General features: G+C 72.3%; 13 protein-coding genes. 10 read left to right on the forward strand and 3 right to left on the reverse strand.

Annotated elements, in window-relative coordinates:
- Nucleotides 1-128: 128 nt before the first annotated feature.
- The gene (locus VE546_RS04755; RefSeq protein WP_324918761.1) at nt 129-1,547 is read right to left on the reverse strand and encodes an endo-1,4-beta-xylanase; all 1,419 of its coding nucleotides are present in this window, start codon (nt 1,545-1,547) and stop codon (nt 129-131) included.
- Between the two features lie 139 nt (nt 1,548-1,686).
- Between VE546_RS04755 and VE546_RS04760 the strand changes: the two genes are divergently transcribed.
- From VE546_RS04760 to VE546_RS04780, 5 genes are all read left to right on the forward strand, one after another.
- A complete protein-coding gene (locus tag VE546_RS04760; RefSeq protein ID WP_324918765.1) occupies nt 1,687-2,754 on the forward strand; it encodes a LacI family DNA-binding transcriptional regulator in 1,068 nt (355 codons plus the stop codon).
- Nucleotides 2,755-2,911: 157 nt separating this feature from the next.
- A complete protein-coding gene (locus VE546_RS04765; RefSeq protein WP_324918768.1) occupies nt 2,912-4,246 on the forward strand; it encodes an ABC transporter substrate-binding protein in 1,335 nt (444 codons plus the stop codon).
- Complete coding sequence (locus VE546_RS04770; protein ID WP_324918771.1) at nt 4,243-5,148, forward strand: sugar ABC transporter permease; 906 nt, start codon at nt 4,243-4,245, stop codon at nt 5,146-5,148. The genes VE546_RS04765 and VE546_RS04770 overlap by 4 nt, the downstream gene beginning before the upstream one ends.
- A complete protein-coding gene (locus VE546_RS04775) occupies nt 5,145-6,065 on the forward strand; it encodes a carbohydrate ABC transporter permease (protein WP_414720402.1) in 921 nt (306 codons plus the stop codon). Before VE546_RS04770 ends, VE546_RS04775 begins: the two co-directional genes overlap by 4 nt.
- Nucleotides 6,066-6,112: 47 nt before the next feature.
- Nucleotides 6,113-8,371, forward strand: coding sequence for a beta-glucosidase family protein (locus VE546_RS04780; RefSeq protein WP_324918775.1), 2,259 nt, complete (start codon nt 6,113-6,115; stop codon nt 8,369-8,371).
- Nucleotides 8,372-8,591: 220 nt separating this feature from the next.
- On the opposite strand, the gene VE546_RS04785 is transcribed toward VE546_RS04780, so the two are convergent.
- Together VE546_RS04785 and VE546_RS04790 are read right to left on the reverse strand one after the other, a co-directional pair.
- The gene (locus tag VE546_RS04785; protein ID WP_324918778.1) at nt 8,592-9,695 is read right to left on the reverse strand and encodes a MerR family transcriptional regulator; all 1,104 of its coding nucleotides are present in this window, start codon (nt 9,693-9,695) and stop codon (nt 8,592-8,594) included.
- Between the two features lie 95 nt (nt 9,696-9,790).
- Nucleotides 9,791-10,426, reverse strand: a complete 636-nt coding sequence (locus tag VE546_RS04790) for a disulfide bond formation protein DsbA (RefSeq protein WP_324918781.1) — start codon at nt 10,424-10,426, stop codon at nt 9,791-9,793.
- A 205-nt stretch (nt 10,427-10,631) separates the two neighbouring features.
- Between VE546_RS04790 and VE546_RS04795 the strand changes: the two genes are divergently transcribed.
- The 5 genes from VE546_RS04795 to VE546_RS04815 form a co-directional block, all read left to right on the forward strand.
- Nucleotides 10,632-11,789, forward strand: a complete 1,158-nt coding sequence (locus tag VE546_RS04795; RefSeq protein ID WP_324918784.1) for an alkaline phosphatase PhoX — start codon at nt 10,632-10,634, stop codon at nt 11,787-11,789.
- A gap of 304 nt (nt 11,790-12,093) precedes the next feature.
- A complete protein-coding gene (locus VE546_RS04800; protein WP_414720403.1) occupies nt 12,094-12,747 on the forward strand; it encodes a helix-turn-helix domain-containing protein in 654 nt (217 codons plus the stop codon).
- 117 nt (nt 12,748-12,864) lie between these two features.
- On the forward strand, nt 12,865-13,755 hold the full coding sequence (locus VE546_RS04805; protein WP_324918790.1) for a hypothetical protein: 891 nt from the start codon (nt 12,865-12,867) through the stop codon (nt 13,753-13,755).
- Nucleotides 13,756-14,135: 380 nt separating this feature from the next.
- Nucleotides 14,136-14,642 (forward strand): DinB family protein, encoded by a 507-nt coding sequence (locus tag VE546_RS04810; RefSeq protein ID WP_324918793.1) that lies wholly within the window; start codon nt 14,136-14,138, stop codon nt 14,640-14,642.
- A 286-nt stretch (nt 14,643-14,928) separates the two neighbouring features.
- Nucleotides 14,929-15,191: helix-turn-helix transcriptional regulator (locus VE546_RS04815; protein WP_324918796.1), on the forward strand; the 263-nt coding region annotated here is incomplete at its 3' end.

The following is a 15,191-nucleotide window of genomic DNA, read 5'->3' on the forward strand; positions in this document are numbered from 1 at the left end:
CGGCGGGGGCGCCGGTGTGTCCGCGGGGCCGGCCGCGGCCCGTGTGGGGCGGGCCGCGGCCGGCGTCGGACCCGTCCGGCGCACCGTCGCCCTGCCCTGACGGCCGGCGCGCCGGACGGGGGTTCCGGTCAGCCCGCGGCGCACCTCTGGCCGCCGAGGCTGACGGCGGTGCCGTCCTGGGCGGCGCCGCCGCTGGTCTGGAAGCCGAAGGAGAGCGTCCCGCCGGCCGAGACCGTGCCGTTGTACGGGGCGTTGGTGACGGTGACGCGGCTGCCGCTCTGGGAGAAGCCGCCGTTCCAGCCGCTCGCGACGGTGACGCCCGACGGCAGGTCGAACTCCACCCGCCAGGTGTTCAGGGCCTGGGTCGTGCGCACGCTGACGGAGACGACCGAGCCGGTGGACCAGCGGTTGGAGACGGTGAAGACGGCGGTGCAGCTCCCGGTGCCGGGGTCGCCCGGGTCACCGGGGTCGCCCGGGTCGCCGCCGCCCGCCTCGACGAAGGCGGCGCGCAGCGCCTCGTAGGCCGGCTTGGGCTGGTAGTTCTCGTCGTACGGGCAGGCCGCGCCCTGGCCCTCGAAGACGTCCGGGACCCAGGAGTCGCGGTCGCTGATGCCCCAGACGGTGATGCCGGTGCAGCCGTCGACCGCCAGGCACGCGTTGGCCACGGCGCGGTAGTCCTGGGCCTGCCGCTGGAGCTTGGAGCTGTCGGCGGGCATCTGCATCCGGATGTCCAGCTCGGTGATCACGACCTCCAGGCCGAGGTTCGCGAACCGCTGGATGTTCTGCTGGAGGGTGCCGGGCACCTGGCCGACGATGAGGTGGCTCTGGAGGCCGACGCCGTGGATGGGCACCCCCTGGTCGAGGAGCCGCTGGACGAGGCGGTACAGGCCGTCGCTCTTGGCGTTGACGCCCTCGACGTTGTAGTCGTTGATGAAGAGCTTGGCACTGGGGTCGGCGGCGTGGGCGGCCCGGAAGGAGTCGGCGATGTAGGACTCGCCGAGCTGCTGGTAGAACTTGCTCTGGCGGAAGGTGCCGTCCTCGTTGAACGCCTCGTTGACCACGTCCCAGCGCGGGATCTGGCCGCGGTAGCGGCTGACCTGGGTGGTGACGTGGTCGGTCATGATGGTGCGCAGCTCGCTGTTGGAGAACGAGCCGTTCTCCAGCCAGTCGGGCATCTGGCTGTGCCAGACCAGGGTGTGGCCGTAGACGAGCTGGTCGTTCTGCTGGGCGAACTGCACCAGGCGGTCGGCGCCGGCCCAGTTGAACTGGCCGCGCTGCGGCTCGACCGACTCCCACTTCATGGCGTTCTCGGCGGTGACGCTGCTGAACTCGGTACTGGCGATGTTCCTGTACGTGCTGTTGCTCAGCAGGCCGTCGTTGACCGCCGTGCCGATGAAGCGGCCGGTCGGCTCCGCCGCCTCGCGGAGCGTGGGGTTCGCGGCCTGGCTCGTGGTGGTGAGTCCGAAGGCCAGCGTGGCCACGGCGGCGGAGGCGGCTACGACCGCCCTGGCTAAACGACGTACGGTGCGTACACGGTGTGGCCTCATGCTGGGGTGTCCCTCTCTCGACGCCCCGGAACGCTTTCCGGAAGACTGTTGGAAGGTTTCGAGGGTGCGCCGGGAACGGTAGAGCCGATGGGAACGCCCGTCAACGGTGTGCGTGGAGGATGAGGGCATGGGAGAGGGCATGGCAGACGGCACGGCCGCCGCGGCCGGTGGGGTCACGGAGCAGAGGGTCGCGCCCAAGGTGGAGCAGAAGGTCACGATCACGGCGATCGCCCAGGAGGCGGGGGTCTCGGTGCCCACCGTCTCGCGGGTGGTCAACGGGCGGTCGGACGTCGCCCCCGCGACCCGGGCCAGGGTCGAGGAGTTGCTGCGGCAGTACGGCTACCGCCGCCGCACCTCCTCCTCCGGCGACCGGCCCGCCCTGATCGACCTGGTCTTCAACGACCTGGACAGCCCGTGGGCGGTGGAGATCATCCGCGGGGTGGAGGAGACCACGCACGAGGTCGGCTTCGGCACGGTGGTCTCGGCGATCCACGACCGCGCGGGCTCGGCCCGGCAGTGGATGCGCAACCTGCGGGCCCGCGCCTCGGGCGGGGTGATCCTGGTGACCTCCGTCCTGGAGCCGGTCCTCCACGAGGAGCTGCACCGGCTGGGCGTGCCGCTGGTCGTGGTGGACCCGGCCGGGTCGCCCGCCCTGGACGCCCCCACCGTCGGGGCCACCAACTGGGCCGGCGGCATGGCGGCCACCGAACACCTGCTCCGGTTGGGCCACCGCCGGATCGGGTTCATCGCCGGCCCGTCCCGGCTGCTGTGCAGCCGGGCCCGGATGGACGGCTACCGCGCCGCGCTGGAGGCCGCGGGCGTCCCCGTGGACGACCGGCTCATGGTGCCGGGGGACTTCTACCACGAGTCCGGGTTCACCGGCTGCAACAAGCTGATGGACCTGGAGGAGCCGCCCACCGCCCTGTTCGCCTCCAGCGACCAGATGGCGCTGGGCGCCATCGAGGCGCTGCGGCGGCGCGGGATGCGGGTGCCGGAGGACATCAGCGTCGTGGGCTTCGACGACCTTCCGGAGGTCCGCTGGTCCGCGCCGCCGCTGACCACGGTGCGCCAGCCGCTGGTGGAGATGGGCAAGGTGGCGGCCCGTACCGTGCTGCGCCAGGCCCGTGGCGAGGAACTCGACTCGCCGCGCGTGGAACTGGCCACCGAACTGGTCGTCAGGGCCAGCACCGCGCCGCCGCGCGCCTGAGGAAGGCAGCGGACGGGACAACTCCAGATCACGGGCTTGTTACACCGTCGGCCCGCTCCCCCGTTTTTTGTCAGATCCGTTGACATAGCACAACCGCATCCGTACGTTCCCCCACACCACTACCGATAATTTTCGGAGTCCTTCCGGAAGGTATGCGATGCGAACAGCAGTGCTGGGCTCTGCCAAGGCGGGCCGTAAGGGATCCCGGCGGCGTCATGTCGCCACACTGACGGCGGCCGTCCTGGCCGCCTCCACGCTCGCCGCCTGCGGCAGCGGCGGTCCCGGCGAGAAGGACGCGGACACCCTGGAGGTCTGGGTCTACCAGGACGCCTCCACCAAGGTGCAGCGCGAGGCGGTCAAGCGCTTCAACGAGAAGTCCGACGTCAAGGCCGAGCTCGTCGAGGTGCCCGGCGAGGGCTACCAGGACAAGATGCGCAGCGCCATGGGCACGCCCAACGCCCCGGACGTCTTCTTCAACTGGGGCGGCGGCAGCATCAGCGACTTCGTCGAGAAGGACATGCTGGTCGACCTCACCCCCGAGTTCGAGAAGGACGCCGAGTTCAAGGAGTCCTTCATCCCCTCCATCCTCGACGCGGGCAAGGTCGACGGCCGTTACTACGGCGTCCCGATGCGCGGCATGCAGCCGGTGATCCTCTTCTACAACAAGGACGTCTTCGAGCAGGCCGGCGCCGAGCCCCCGGAGTCCTGGGAGGACCTGCTGGGCCTGGTCGACACCTTCAAGAAGAAGGGCGTCACCCCCTTCGCGCTCGCCGGCACCGACGCCTGGACCGAACTGATGTGGGTGGAGTACCTGCTGGACCGCGCGGGCGGCCCCGAGGTCTTCCAGCGCATCCAGAACGGCGACTCCGAGGCCTGGGGCGACCCGGCCGTCCTCAAGGCCGCCCGGACGGTGAAGGACCTGGTGGACCGCGGGGCGTTCGGCAAGAACTACAAGTCGGTCAACTACACCGCCGACGGCGCCTCCACCCTCTTCGCCAAGGGCAAGGCCGCCATGCACCTGATGGGGAGCTGGGAGTACGCCAACCAGAAGGCCAACCAGCCGAAGTTCGCCGAGAAGGGCCTGGGCTGGACCACCTTCCCCGCGGTTCCCGGCGGCAAGGGCGACACCAAGAGCGTGGTCGGCAACCCCACCAACTTCTGGTCGGTGAACTCCAGGCTGAAGGGCGAGCAGCGCGAGGCGGCCGTCGAGTTCGTCAAGACCGCCGCCGAGGACTGGTACGCCAAGGAGCTGGTGGACAACGGCGACGTCCCCACCACCTCCGACTCCGAGAACCTGCTCGTCGAGCACTCCGCGCCCGACTACGCCCTCTACCAGTACGACATGGTGCGCGACGCCCCGTCCTTCACCCTCTCCTGGGACCAGGCCCTGCCGGTGAAGCAGGCCACGCCGATGCTGACCAACATCCAGAAGCTGTTCAACGGACAGCTCAGCCCGGAGAAGTTCGTCGACGCCATGAAGGCCCTGAAGTGAAGCAAGCAGCGACCCCGTCGCCGCGCGTGGGCCGCCCGGGCATTGCCTGGGCGGTCCCCGGCGTGTTGTTCTTCGTCCTGTTCGCCGTCGGCCCCATGGTGCTGGTCGGCTACCTGTCCTTCACCGACTGGGACGGCCTCGGCGACTTCCCCGGCGTCAGCGGCACCGGCAACTGGGAACGGCTGTGGAACGACCCCACCATGCGGCAGGCCGTGTGGCTGAGCGTCCTGCTCACCGCCCTCAGTTGGCTGGTCCAGACCCCCATCGCCCTGCTGCTGGGGGTGTGGGCGGCCGGCCGCCAGAAGAACCGGGCCGTCCTCAGCGCGATCTTCTTCCTGCCGCTGCTGGCCTCCTCGGTGGCCCTGGCCCTGCTGTGGAAGTCGCTGCTGGACCCCAACTTCGGCCTGATCTCCGAGATCGGGCCGTGGTTCGGCCTGGAGGACGGCAACCTGCTCGGCACCGGACGCGGCGCCTTCGCCGCCATCGCCTTCGTGGCCGCCTGGCAGTTCATCCCGTTCCACACCCTGCTCTACCAGGGCGGCGCCCGGCAGATCCCCCGGTCGTTCTACGACGCGGCGTCGATCGACGGAGCGGGCACCGTCCGGCAGTTCTTCTCCATCACCCTGCCGCAGCTCCGCAACACCATCGTCACCTCCTCGGTGCTGATGGTGGTCGGCGCGCTGACCTTCTTCGACACCGTCCTCATCCTCACCGAGGGCGGCCCGGGAACGGACACCAAGATCGTGCCCTACCTGATGTACGAAACCGGCTTCAAGGCGTACGACATGGGCTACGCCAGCGCCATCGCCACGACCCTGGTCGTGGTGGCCACCGCCATCTCCCTGCTGATGGTCCGGCTCACCGGCTTCAGCGCCATGCGCAGCACCCGGGAGGGGCTGTGAAGACCGCCACCCGTCCCGAGGCCCCGCGGTCCCGGCGTCCCGTGCCGCCGGCGGCACCGCCGGTCCGGCACGACCAGGGCCTGCGCGGCAGACTCCGCCGCGTCCGCAAGTGGAACGTTCCGGCGGGCATCGCCTCCCTCGTCTGGCTGGTCATCGTCGGCCTGCCGCTGTACGTCCTGGTCCTCGCCACCCTCCGGGACCGCGACGCCTACTACGACGAGGGCTCGCTGAGCGCGCCCACCGGCCTCACGCTCGACAACTACCGGACGGTGCTGGAGAGCGACTTCTTCACCTACCTGCTCAACACCGCGATCGTCACCGTCGCCACCGCCGCCGTCGTCGTGGTGCTCTCGGTGTGCGTCGGCTACACCGTGGTGCGCACCATGAGCCGGACCTCCCAGCGGATCTTCCAGTTCTTCCTGCTGGGCCTGGCCATCCCCGCCCAAGCGGTGATCATCCCCATCTACCTGCTGATCACCCAGCTCAACCTCTACGACAGCCTGCTCGCGATCATCCTGCCGACCTCCGCGTTCTGCCTGCCGGTCTGCGTGCTGATCCTGGCCGGCACCATGCGGGACATCGAGGAGGAGATGTACGAGTCGATGGCGCTGGAGGGCGCGGGCCAGGCCCGCGTCCTGCTGCAGCTCGTGGTCCCGCTCTCCCGCGGCGGCATCTCCACCGTCGCGGTCTACGCGGCGCTGCAGGCCTGGAACAACTTCCTCTTCCCGCTGATCCTCACCCAGTCGCGGGAGAGCCGGGTGCTCACCCTCGGCCTCTACGACTACGTGGGCCAGTTCCGGGTGGACATCCCCGCACTGCTCGCCGCGGTCGTGCTGTCGATCGTGCCGATCTTCGTCGTGTACCTCTTCGCCCGCCGTCAGCTCATCAACGGCCTCATGGGCGTCGGCGGACGCTGAGCCGCGCGGGACGCGCCGAGTCACGCCGACGCTGAACAAGGAGCCTCATGCATCACCACCCCTGGCAGGACACTTCCCGGCCCGTCGAGGAGCGCGCTGCCGATCTGCTGTCCCGGATGACGCTGGAGGAGAAGCTGGCCCAGCTCTCCAGCATCTGGCCGGGTTCCGAGGCCGAGGGCGAGGACGTCGCTCCGTTCCAGCACGAGGTCTCCGAGGCCGTCGACCTGGACGGCCTGCTGCCCCACGGCCTGGGCCAGCTCACCCGTCCCTTCGGCACGGCTCCCGTGGAGCCGGCCGAGGGCGCGCGGGCCCTGGCCGCCTTCCAGGCGAAGGTCGCCGCGGCGAACCGCTTCGGCATCCCGGCCCTCGCCCACGAGGAGTGCCTGACCGGCTTCACCGCCTGGCAGGCCACCATCTTCCCCACCCCACTGGCCTGGGGCGCCACCTTCGACCCGGCGCTGGTGCGCGAGATGGCCTCGGCCATCGGCACCGCCATGCGCTCGGTCGGCATCCACCAGGGCCTCTCCCCGGTCCTGGACGTGGTGCGCGACCCGCGCTGGGGCCGCACCGAGGAGTCGATCGGCGAGGACCCGTACCTGGTGGCGACCGTGGGCACCGCCTACGTGGCGGGCCTGGAGTCGGCCGGGATCGTGGCCACGCTCAAGCACTTCGCGGGCTACTCCGCCTCGCGCGGCGCCCGCAACCACGCCCCCGTCTCGATCGGTCCGCGCGAGCTGGCGGACGTGATCCTGCCGCCCTTCGAGATGGCCCTGCGCGAGGGCGGCGCGCGCTCGGTGATGCACGCCTACAACGACCTCGACGGCGTCCCGGCGGCGGCGAACACCGAGCTCCTCACCGGAGTGCTGCGCGAGCAGTGGGGGTTCGACGGCACGGTCGTGGCCGACTACTTCGGCATCTCCTTCCTGGAGCGCAACCACCGCGTCGCCGACTCCCCCGCCCGCGCCGGCGCCCTGGCCCTGAAGGCGGGCGTCGACGTGGAGCTGCCGAGCGTGCGCTGCTACGGCGAGCCGCTGCTGAAGGCCGTGCAGTCCGGGGAGGTGCCCGAGTCGCTGGTGGACCGGGCCGTGCTGCGGGTCCTGCGGCAGAAGTGCGAACTGGGCCTGCTGGACCCCGACTGGTCGCCCGCCGCGCCCGAGGGCCCGGTGGACCTGGACCCGCCCGCGACGCGGGCGCTGGCCCGGCGCGTGGCCGAGGAGTCGGTCGTCCTGCTGGACAACCACCGGGGCGTACTGCCCCTGCACCCCACGGCCCGCATCGCCGTGCTCGGCCCCTGCGCCGACGACCAGGCCGCCATGCTCGGCTGCTACACCTTCCCCCGGCACGTGGGCGTGGAGCACCCCGGGCTGCCCCTCGGCGTGGAGATCCCCACGCTGCTGGACGCCCTGGGCGCCGAGCTGCCCGGGGCCGCCCTCACCGACGACCCCGGTGACGCCGACGTCGTCGTCGCCGTGCTCGGCGACCGCTCCGGCCTCTTCGGGCGCGGCACCTCCGGCGAGGGCTGCGACGCCGAGGACCTCACGCTCCCCGACGGCCAGGCGGCGTTCCTGGACGAGCTGCTGGAGGACACCGACCTCCCGGTCGTGCTGGTGCTGCTCACCGGCCGCCCGTACGCGCTCGGCCGGTGGGAGGGCCGGCTCGCCGCCGTGGTGCAGGCGTTCTTCCCCGGCGAGGAGGGCGGGCCGGCGGTCGCCGGAGTCCTCACCGGGCGGGTCAACCCCTCCGGGCGGCTCCCGGTCAGCGTCCCGCGCTCGCCCGGCGGCCAGCCCTGGACCTACCTCGCGCCGCCGCTGGGCCTCAAGGGCGCGGCCAGCAACATCGACCCGACCCCGCTGTACCCCTTCGGGCACGGCCTGTCGTACACCACCTTCGCCTGGGAGGCGGCCGGGGCCGACACCGACGCCGTGCCGACGGACGGCGGCACCGGCGTCCGCCTCACCGTGCGCAACACCGGCGAACGGGCCGGCACCGAGGTCGTCCAGCTCTACCTGCACGACCCGGTGGCCCGCACCGTCCAGCCGGACAGCCGGCTGGTCGGCTACGCCCGGGTGGCGCTGGAGCCCGGCCAGGCGGCCGAGGTCGTCTTCGACTTCCACGCCGACCTGGCCTCGTACACCCTGCGGCCCGGGCAGCGGATCGTCGAGCCGGGCGCCGTGGAGCTGCGCCTGGCCGCCTCCAGCGCCGACGTCCGCCACACCGTGCCGCTGACCCTCACCGGGCCGGAGCGCACGGTCGGCCACGACCGCCGGATGACGTGCGGGGCACGGGTGCGCCTCCTGGCGTCCTGACCCCCGCGCCCCGGCGCCCGCCTCCGCGCGGGCGCCGGGTTCCGTTCCCCGCCCCGGTGCCCCTCCCCGGCCCGTGCTGTGCCGCGCGAAGGTGACCGATCGCGCCGTCACGGCGGGCCGGGCGGGCGGCGCCGGGGCGGGGAGCACGCCGGGGCCGCGGGCCGGGCCCCGGCGTCCGCGCGCCGCGGCTTCCCCGTGCCGGGGCAGCGGCGGCCACCGGCTACCCCTCCAGGCGGACCGGCATCAGGAGCGAGAAGGTCCCCTCGTCGTCCGGGCGGCGGACCGCCACGGGCGCGGTGGGGTCGCCGAACTCCATGACCAGCCGGTCCCGGGCGCCGGCGGCCAGGGCGTCCAGCAGGAACTCCCGGTTGACGCCGGTCTCCAGGACCGGGGCGTCCCGGCCCTCCCCGTCCTCCCCGGCGTCCTCCCCGGCGACGGTCACCGCACCGTCCGCCGTCACCGCCAGGACGGTGACGTCGAAGACCGCGCCGTCCTCCCCGGGCGTCCGGGCGCGGACGGGCCCGGTCCGCACCGCCTCGCGCAGGGCGGGCACGTCGACGGTGACGCGCCGTCCCGCGGGCAGGCGGACGAGGCGGCGGTAGTCGGGGAACTCCTGCCCGGGGCACGGGCCGGCCGCCTGGCGTCCGCTCGTCTCCAGGGACACGCGGTCGCCGTCCACCGTGAGCCGGGCGGGCCCCGCGCCGTCCAGGAGCGCGCGCATCGCGTCGGCGAGCGGGGCGGGCACGGTGGCCCGCGCGTCGTCCCCCTCGTGGTCCGCGACCTCCACCCCGGCGACCGCCATCCGGTACCGGTCGGTCGCGACGAGCCGGAGCGTCCCGCCCCCGGCGTCGAACAGGACACCGCCCAGCATGGGCAGGTCGGGATCGGTGCCGACGGCGAAGCGGACCGCGTCCAGCGCGGCGGCCAGCCCGTCGGCGGGAACGGTCAGCCGGGCGGTGGCGGTGGAAACCGGGGTCATGGGGTTCTCCCTGCGTTCGAGGAGGGCTCGGACCGCGGAGAGTTCACGGCGGGCGTCGGTCAGCCCCCGTTCGAGACGGCGCAGATGGGCGTCCAGCAGCTTCCGCACCAGATCGGCGTCCGCCCCGGACCAGCCGGCCAGCACCAGCCGGACGTCCGCCAGCGGCATCCCGACCCGGCGCAGCCGGGCCAGCAGCCGGGCCTCCGGAAGCTGCCCGGGCCCGTACCAGCGGTACCCGCTCACCGGGTCCACCCAGTCCGGGACCAGCACGCCCGCGCGGTCGTAGAACCGCAGGGCGCTCACGCTCAGCCCGCTGTCCCGGGCCATCTCACCGATGCTGCGCATCTCGCTCTCCACACCCGGCACCCTGGGGCCTCGACCAGGTCGAGGGTCAACCGGCCGCCCGGGTCCGCCCGTTGTCCGGCGCGGCCGGGCTCCGGTCAGCCGAAGTCCGGCCCGCCGGTGCGGGCGCGCCTGAGTTCGAAGAAGCCCGGGACGGAGGCCAGTCGCAGGACGCCGTCCCACAGCCGCCCGGCCTCCTCGCCGCGCGGCGCCGGGGAGACCACCGGGCCGAAGAGGCCCGTGCGCCCGCCGCCCGGGCCGGGGACGGCGATGACCGGGGTGCCCACGTCCTCGCCGACCAGGGCCATGGCCTCGGCGTGGGAGGCGCGGATCGCCCCGTCGTACGCCGTGGACCCCACCGCCTCCGCCAGTTCCGCGGGCAGCCCGGTGTCGGCGAGGGCACCGGCGTACGCGTCCCACTCGCCGCGGACGTGGAGGCGGGTGCCCAGCGCGGTGTAGAACCGGCCGAGGACGCCGGGGCCGTACTCCCGCTCGACGGCGGCGCACAGCCGCACCGGGTACCACAGGTACTCGCCCCACTCGCCGTCCGGGTCCTCCGGGTTGACCTCCCGGCCCTCGTTGAGGACCTCCAGGCTCATCAGGCGCCAGCGCACCCGGACCGGGCGGACCTTCTCCACCTCGCGCATCCACCGGAAGGTGAGCCAGGTGTAGGGGCACACCGGGTCGAACCAGAAGTCCACGGCCACCTCGTCCCGCCCGTCCCGTTCCCCCACGGCCCCGCCTCCTCGTCGCGTCGCGTCCGGGAACCTCCGGGGACGACCCTACGGCCGCCGGGTGCAAAGCGGCCGCTGTTGGGCCGGCCGGCCCCTGCGGGCGGCCGGTCGTTCACGCTCCGTCAACACGGCGCCCCTACCTTCCTGATCGCCCGACTCCACGGCCGGGGTGGCCGTGGAGCCAGACGACTTCGGTGGAGTGACCGTGGAACGTCGTACCTTCCTGCGCGGAGCCGTACTCACCGGATCGGTGGCCGCCTTCGGCGGCTCCCTGTGGCGCGGGGTCGCACACGCCGCGCCCGCCCAGCCCGGTCCGGGCCCCTACGGCGCCCTGCGCCCGGCCGACGCCAACGGCATCCAGTTGCCCCAGGGGTTCACCAGCCGGGTGATCGCCCGCTCCGGACAGCGGGTCGCCGGCACCTCCTACACCTGGCACAACGCCCCCGACGGCGGCGCCTGCTACGCCGACGGCAGCGGCTGGATCTACGTCTCCAACTCCGAGATCGACCCCGGCGGCGGCGCGGGCGCGGTCCGCTTCGACTCCTCCGGCACGATCACCGGCGCCCACCGCGTCCTGTCGGGCACCCGGCAGAACTGCGCGGGCGGCGCGACCCCGTGGAACACCTGGCTGTCCTGCGAGGAGGTGGACCGCGGCTACGTCTACGAGACCGATCCGTGGGGCGTGAAGGCCGCCGTCCGCCGTGACGCCATGGGCCGCTTCAAGCACGAGGCCACGGCCGCCGACCCGGTCCGCAAGGTGATCTACCTGACCGAGGACGTCTCCGACGGCTGCCTCTACCGGTTCCGTCCCGCTGTCTGGGGCAACCTCTCCTCGGGGACCCTGGAGGTGATGACGGGCGGCTCGGGCACCTCCGGCTCCATCGGCTGGGCGCGCGTCCCGGACCCGTCCGGCGCCTCCACCGCCACCCGCCACCAGGTCTTGGCCGCCAAGCACTTCAACGGCGGCGAGGGCTGCCACTACGCGGACGGCACCTGCTGGTTCACCACCAAGGGCGACGGCCGGGTGTGGCGGCTCGACGCGGCGAACGACACCGTCGACCTCGCCTACGACGACTCCCTGGTCTCCGGCAGCGCCCCGCTGACGGGCGTGGACAACGTCACCGGCTCCGCCTCCGGGGACCTCTTCGTCGCCGAGGACGGCGGCACCATGGAGATCTGCGTGATCACCCCGGACGGCGTGGTCGCCCCCTTCCTGCGGGTCACCGGCCAGTCCGCCTCGGAGATCACCGGCCCGGCCTTCTCCCCCGACGGCAGGCGGCTGTACTTCTCCAGCCAGCGCGGCACCAGCGGCAGCAGCTCGGGCGGCATCACCTACGAGGTGACCGGCCCGTTCCGGTCCTGAGGCCCGACGTCCCGGCACGGCCGGGCGCCGGGAGCGGCGCCCGGCCACGGGGGCACGGAAGAACGGCGGAATTCACCGCACGCAACAGGGCGCTTCCCTGCGCCCTCTCCCACCTCCGTCCGCGCCCTTCCGTACCGTCGCCCGCCTGCACGACCCCGCCCCCGCAGCATGATCGGCAGGAGACCGGACTGCGGCTCGGCCTGCCCGCTCACAGCCTTCGCGACACGCTTTAGTATGCGCGGGCGGAGGTGGACGGCCCGTGGGGAGCTACACGACACGACGAGGTGTCCGAACCGGCGCGACGATGTGGCGGGTGCTCTCGGACGGCCCCGAGAAGCGCATCGTCCCCGACGGTGTGATGGACCTGATGTGGTTCCAGGGCCGTCTGGTCGTGGCAGGCCCCGACACCCGGACGGTCACCATGCGGACGCATGCCCGCGAGGTGACCTGGGGCATCCGGCTCGCTCCGGGCGTGGCCCATGCCCTTTTCGGCGTGCCCGCGCACGAACTGACGGACCGGCGCGTCGAGTTGTCGGAACTCGTCGCGCTCCCCGGGAACGACGGCTGGTCGTTCGAGGATTTCGAGGACAACGCGGCCGACGCCCTCGAACGGGTCTTCATCGCCCTGTGGAAGCAGGCCGACCCGGAGCACTCCGTCCTCCGTGTGGCGGCCTCCCTCGACCGTGCCGCTCGCGAAGGCCTGAGCGTGCGGGAGACGGCGGAGCTCCACGGCCTGTCGGAGCGGTCACTGCGTCGGCTCAGCAACCGGCTCTTCGGCTACGGCCCCAAGACGCTCATGCGGATCCACCGTTTCCAGCACGCGCTCCACCTGGCGCGAGCAGGCCTGCCGTTGCGTGATGCCGCGGCCACAGCGGGCTACGCCGACCAGGCCCACTTCAACCGTGAGAGCAAACGGCTCACCGGCCGGACACCCGTCGCGCTCACACGCGTCGCTTAGCCGCCCCCAGCAGGATGGCGCCCTCCCGACGCCCGGCCCTTCCGGCTTCAGGTCCGTCTCCCCCGGCTGACCGTTTCGTTCAAGCCTGACGCAGCCGGCGGATGACAGGGTCCCCGCATGAGCATCAACCTGGGTCGCGCGAGAGCGTTCATGGCCTCGCACGCACGAATCCTCGACCAGCGGCGCTTCGAGGCCGTCACCACCGACAGCGACGCGGCTCGTCAGGCCGTCGTCCAAGGACTCGACGCCTACCGAAACCCCGATGGCGGCTACGGATGGGGACTCGAACCGGACCTTCGTGCACCGGAGAGCCAGCCGGGAGGCGCCCAGCACGCGCTTGAGGCGATCGCCGACGCCGGCCCTGCGACCTCGCCGCACACTGCCGCCCTCCTCGACTGGCTGGACTCGGTGACCCTGCCCGACGGCGGGCTGCCGTTCGCGCTCCCGATCGACAACCCCGTGGCGTGCGCCCCGTTCTGGGTGCAAGCGGATCCCTCGGAGTCGTCGCTGCAGATCACGGCCGCGGTGGCGACGCAGGCGTACCGCGCCGCACGCTGGGACGAGACCGTACGGAACCACCCATGGCTGGCGACGGCGACGCAGTACTGTTTCGACGCGATCCGCCGGATCGACGAAGCGCCCTTCGCGTACGTGCTCTCCTTCGCGCTCCAGTTCCTCGACATCGCGGCCGACACCCACCCGGAGGCGCGTGATCTGCTCGACCGCCTGGGACGGTTCATCCCGAAGAACGGGGCGGTCCCCGTCGTCGGCGGGGCCGAGGGCGAGACGCTTCACCTTCTCGACTACTCGCCCGAGCCCGGGCGGCCGGTCCGCGACCTGCTCGACCCCCGAGCCGTGTCGGACGACCTCGACCGCCTGGAACTCGGGCAGCAGCAGGACGGCGGATGGACAACCGACTTCACCAGCTATTCGGCCGCCGCATCACTGGAGTGGCGTGGCTACATGACGGTCCGCGCCGTCACTGTGCTGCGCATGAACGGACGCTGATCCCGGCTCGCTCCGACCGCGGAGCGCAATTCGGCCCTGTTCTCCCATAGCTGCCGCTAGCTGCCGCCACCCGACAGGTGACTGCCGGTAATGGTCGCCGCAATCTGTGACGCCCACGCTCCCGAAGATGCTGCCGCAGTGAATCCGGTATTCACTGCGGCAGCACCGATATGGCCTCCAGCACTCCGCCGACGCCTCGCGTGTCCGACCGAGCGTGATCACCAGCGGCGGAGGCATCGACGGCGACCGGGTCGCCATCGAGCGCCTTCAGCCGTCGCCGCAGTCGGCGGTCCGCGAAGTCCGCTGTTCCCACCAGGTCCGGAATGACGAGTCCGACCAGCCCAGGCAATGATTTCCGCCCTGAGGACTAGGGTGAGCGGATGACCGAGAACCGGATACGTGGCGATATGACTCCCCCCGACGCCGGCCCCGACGAAAAGTCGACGCTGCTCGCGTTCCTGGACTACCTGCGGGAGGCGGTGATTTCGAAGGCGCTGGGCCTTCCGGAGGAGCAGGCGCGCATCCCCGGGGTGCCCTCCGGCACCAGTCTCCTCGGCCTGGTCAAGCACCTGACCGCGGCGGAACTGTACTGGTTCGCCTGGGCCTTCGAAGGCGCTGACATCCCGCACCCGGAGTTCGGCATGGAGCTGACCGACGACGAGAGCGCCGAGAGCCTCGTCGCCGCCTACCGCGATGCCGTCGCGCGGTCGAACGAGATCGTCGGACGCTGTGACGACCTGACCCGTCCATGTGCCCGCCCGGCCGGCCGGAACAAGGTCGTGCGGTCGATGCGCTGGGTGCTGGTGCACATGATCGAGGAGACCGCCCGGCACGCGGGCCACGCCGACATCCTCCGCGAACAGGCCGACGGTTCCGTCGGCCGGTGACCTCCCCCGGCCCGGGATACGCCGTGGCGGGCGCGTAGCCGCCCGGCCTCCCGCAGGGCGGTCCGGAGGGTGGTGAATTCCCCGACAAAAGTGGAGTTTCCGTTTCGGGTGATTTCCTGCTTTTCCGCTACTCAACGCACCCGTCCCTTACGTAGCGTGACCGGTGGTGGCGTTCGGGCAGCCGGCGGTTGTACGGCCGCCGACCGGTCCTGTGCGGCCGGTGCGGCGTGACAGGCCCGGAGCAAGCGCCGTTGGACACGGGCACGACGAAGGGGCAGGTGCACACATGACGCTGAACAACGACGGCACGGACCACACGGGCCACGCCACCGACGGCACGGAACGCACGGACCATGCCACCGACGGCGCGGACGAATCGTGCTGGGAGGAGGAGTGGGACGACGAGTACGGGCCGGTGGTCAAGGCCGCCGCCCGCCAGATCAAGCTGTGGCGCACCGCGGCGGGCCTGACCCAACTGGAGCTGGGCAAAGCCATCGGCTACAGCCTGGGCATGGTCTCGGCGGTGGAGCGGACCAAGCGCCTGCCGCA

This window comes from Streptomyces sp. (genome assembly GCF_035644915.1).
GTDB lineage: Bacteria > Actinomycetota > Actinomycetes > Streptomycetales > Streptomycetaceae > Streptomyces.

Bases quoted from the DNA above. Each gene is read 5' to 3' on its own strand.
- VE546_RS04755 (WP_324918761.1), bottom strand. From the start codon at position 1,547: ATGAGGCCACACCGTGTACGCACCGTACGTCGTTTAGCCAGGGCGGTC.
- VE546_RS04805 (WP_324918790.1), top strand. From the start codon at position 12,865: ATGAGCATCAACCTGGGTCGCGCGAGAGCGTTCATGGCCTCGCACGCA.
- VE546_RS04785 (WP_324918778.1), bottom strand. From the start codon at position 9,695: ATGCGCAGCATCGGTGAGATGGCCCGGGACAGCGGGCTGAGCGTGAGC.
- VE546_RS04765 (WP_324918768.1), top strand. From the start codon at position 2,912: ATGCGAACAGCAGTGCTGGGCTCTGCCAAGGCGGGCCGTAAGGGATCC.
- VE546_RS04810 (WP_324918793.1), top strand. From the start codon at position 14,136: ATGACCGAGAACCGGATACGTGGCGATATGACTCCCCCCGACGCCGGC.
- VE546_RS04780 (WP_324918775.1), top strand. From the start codon at position 6,113: ATGCATCACCACCCCTGGCAGGACACTTCCCGGCCCGTCGAGGAGCGC.
- VE546_RS04760 (WP_324918765.1), top strand. From the start codon at position 1,687: ATGGCAGACGGCACGGCCGCCGCGGCCGGTGGGGTCACGGAGCAGAGG.
- VE546_RS04800 (WP_414720403.1), top strand. From the start codon at position 12,094: ATGTGGCGGGTGCTCTCGGACGGCCCCGAGAAGCGCATCGTCCCCGAC.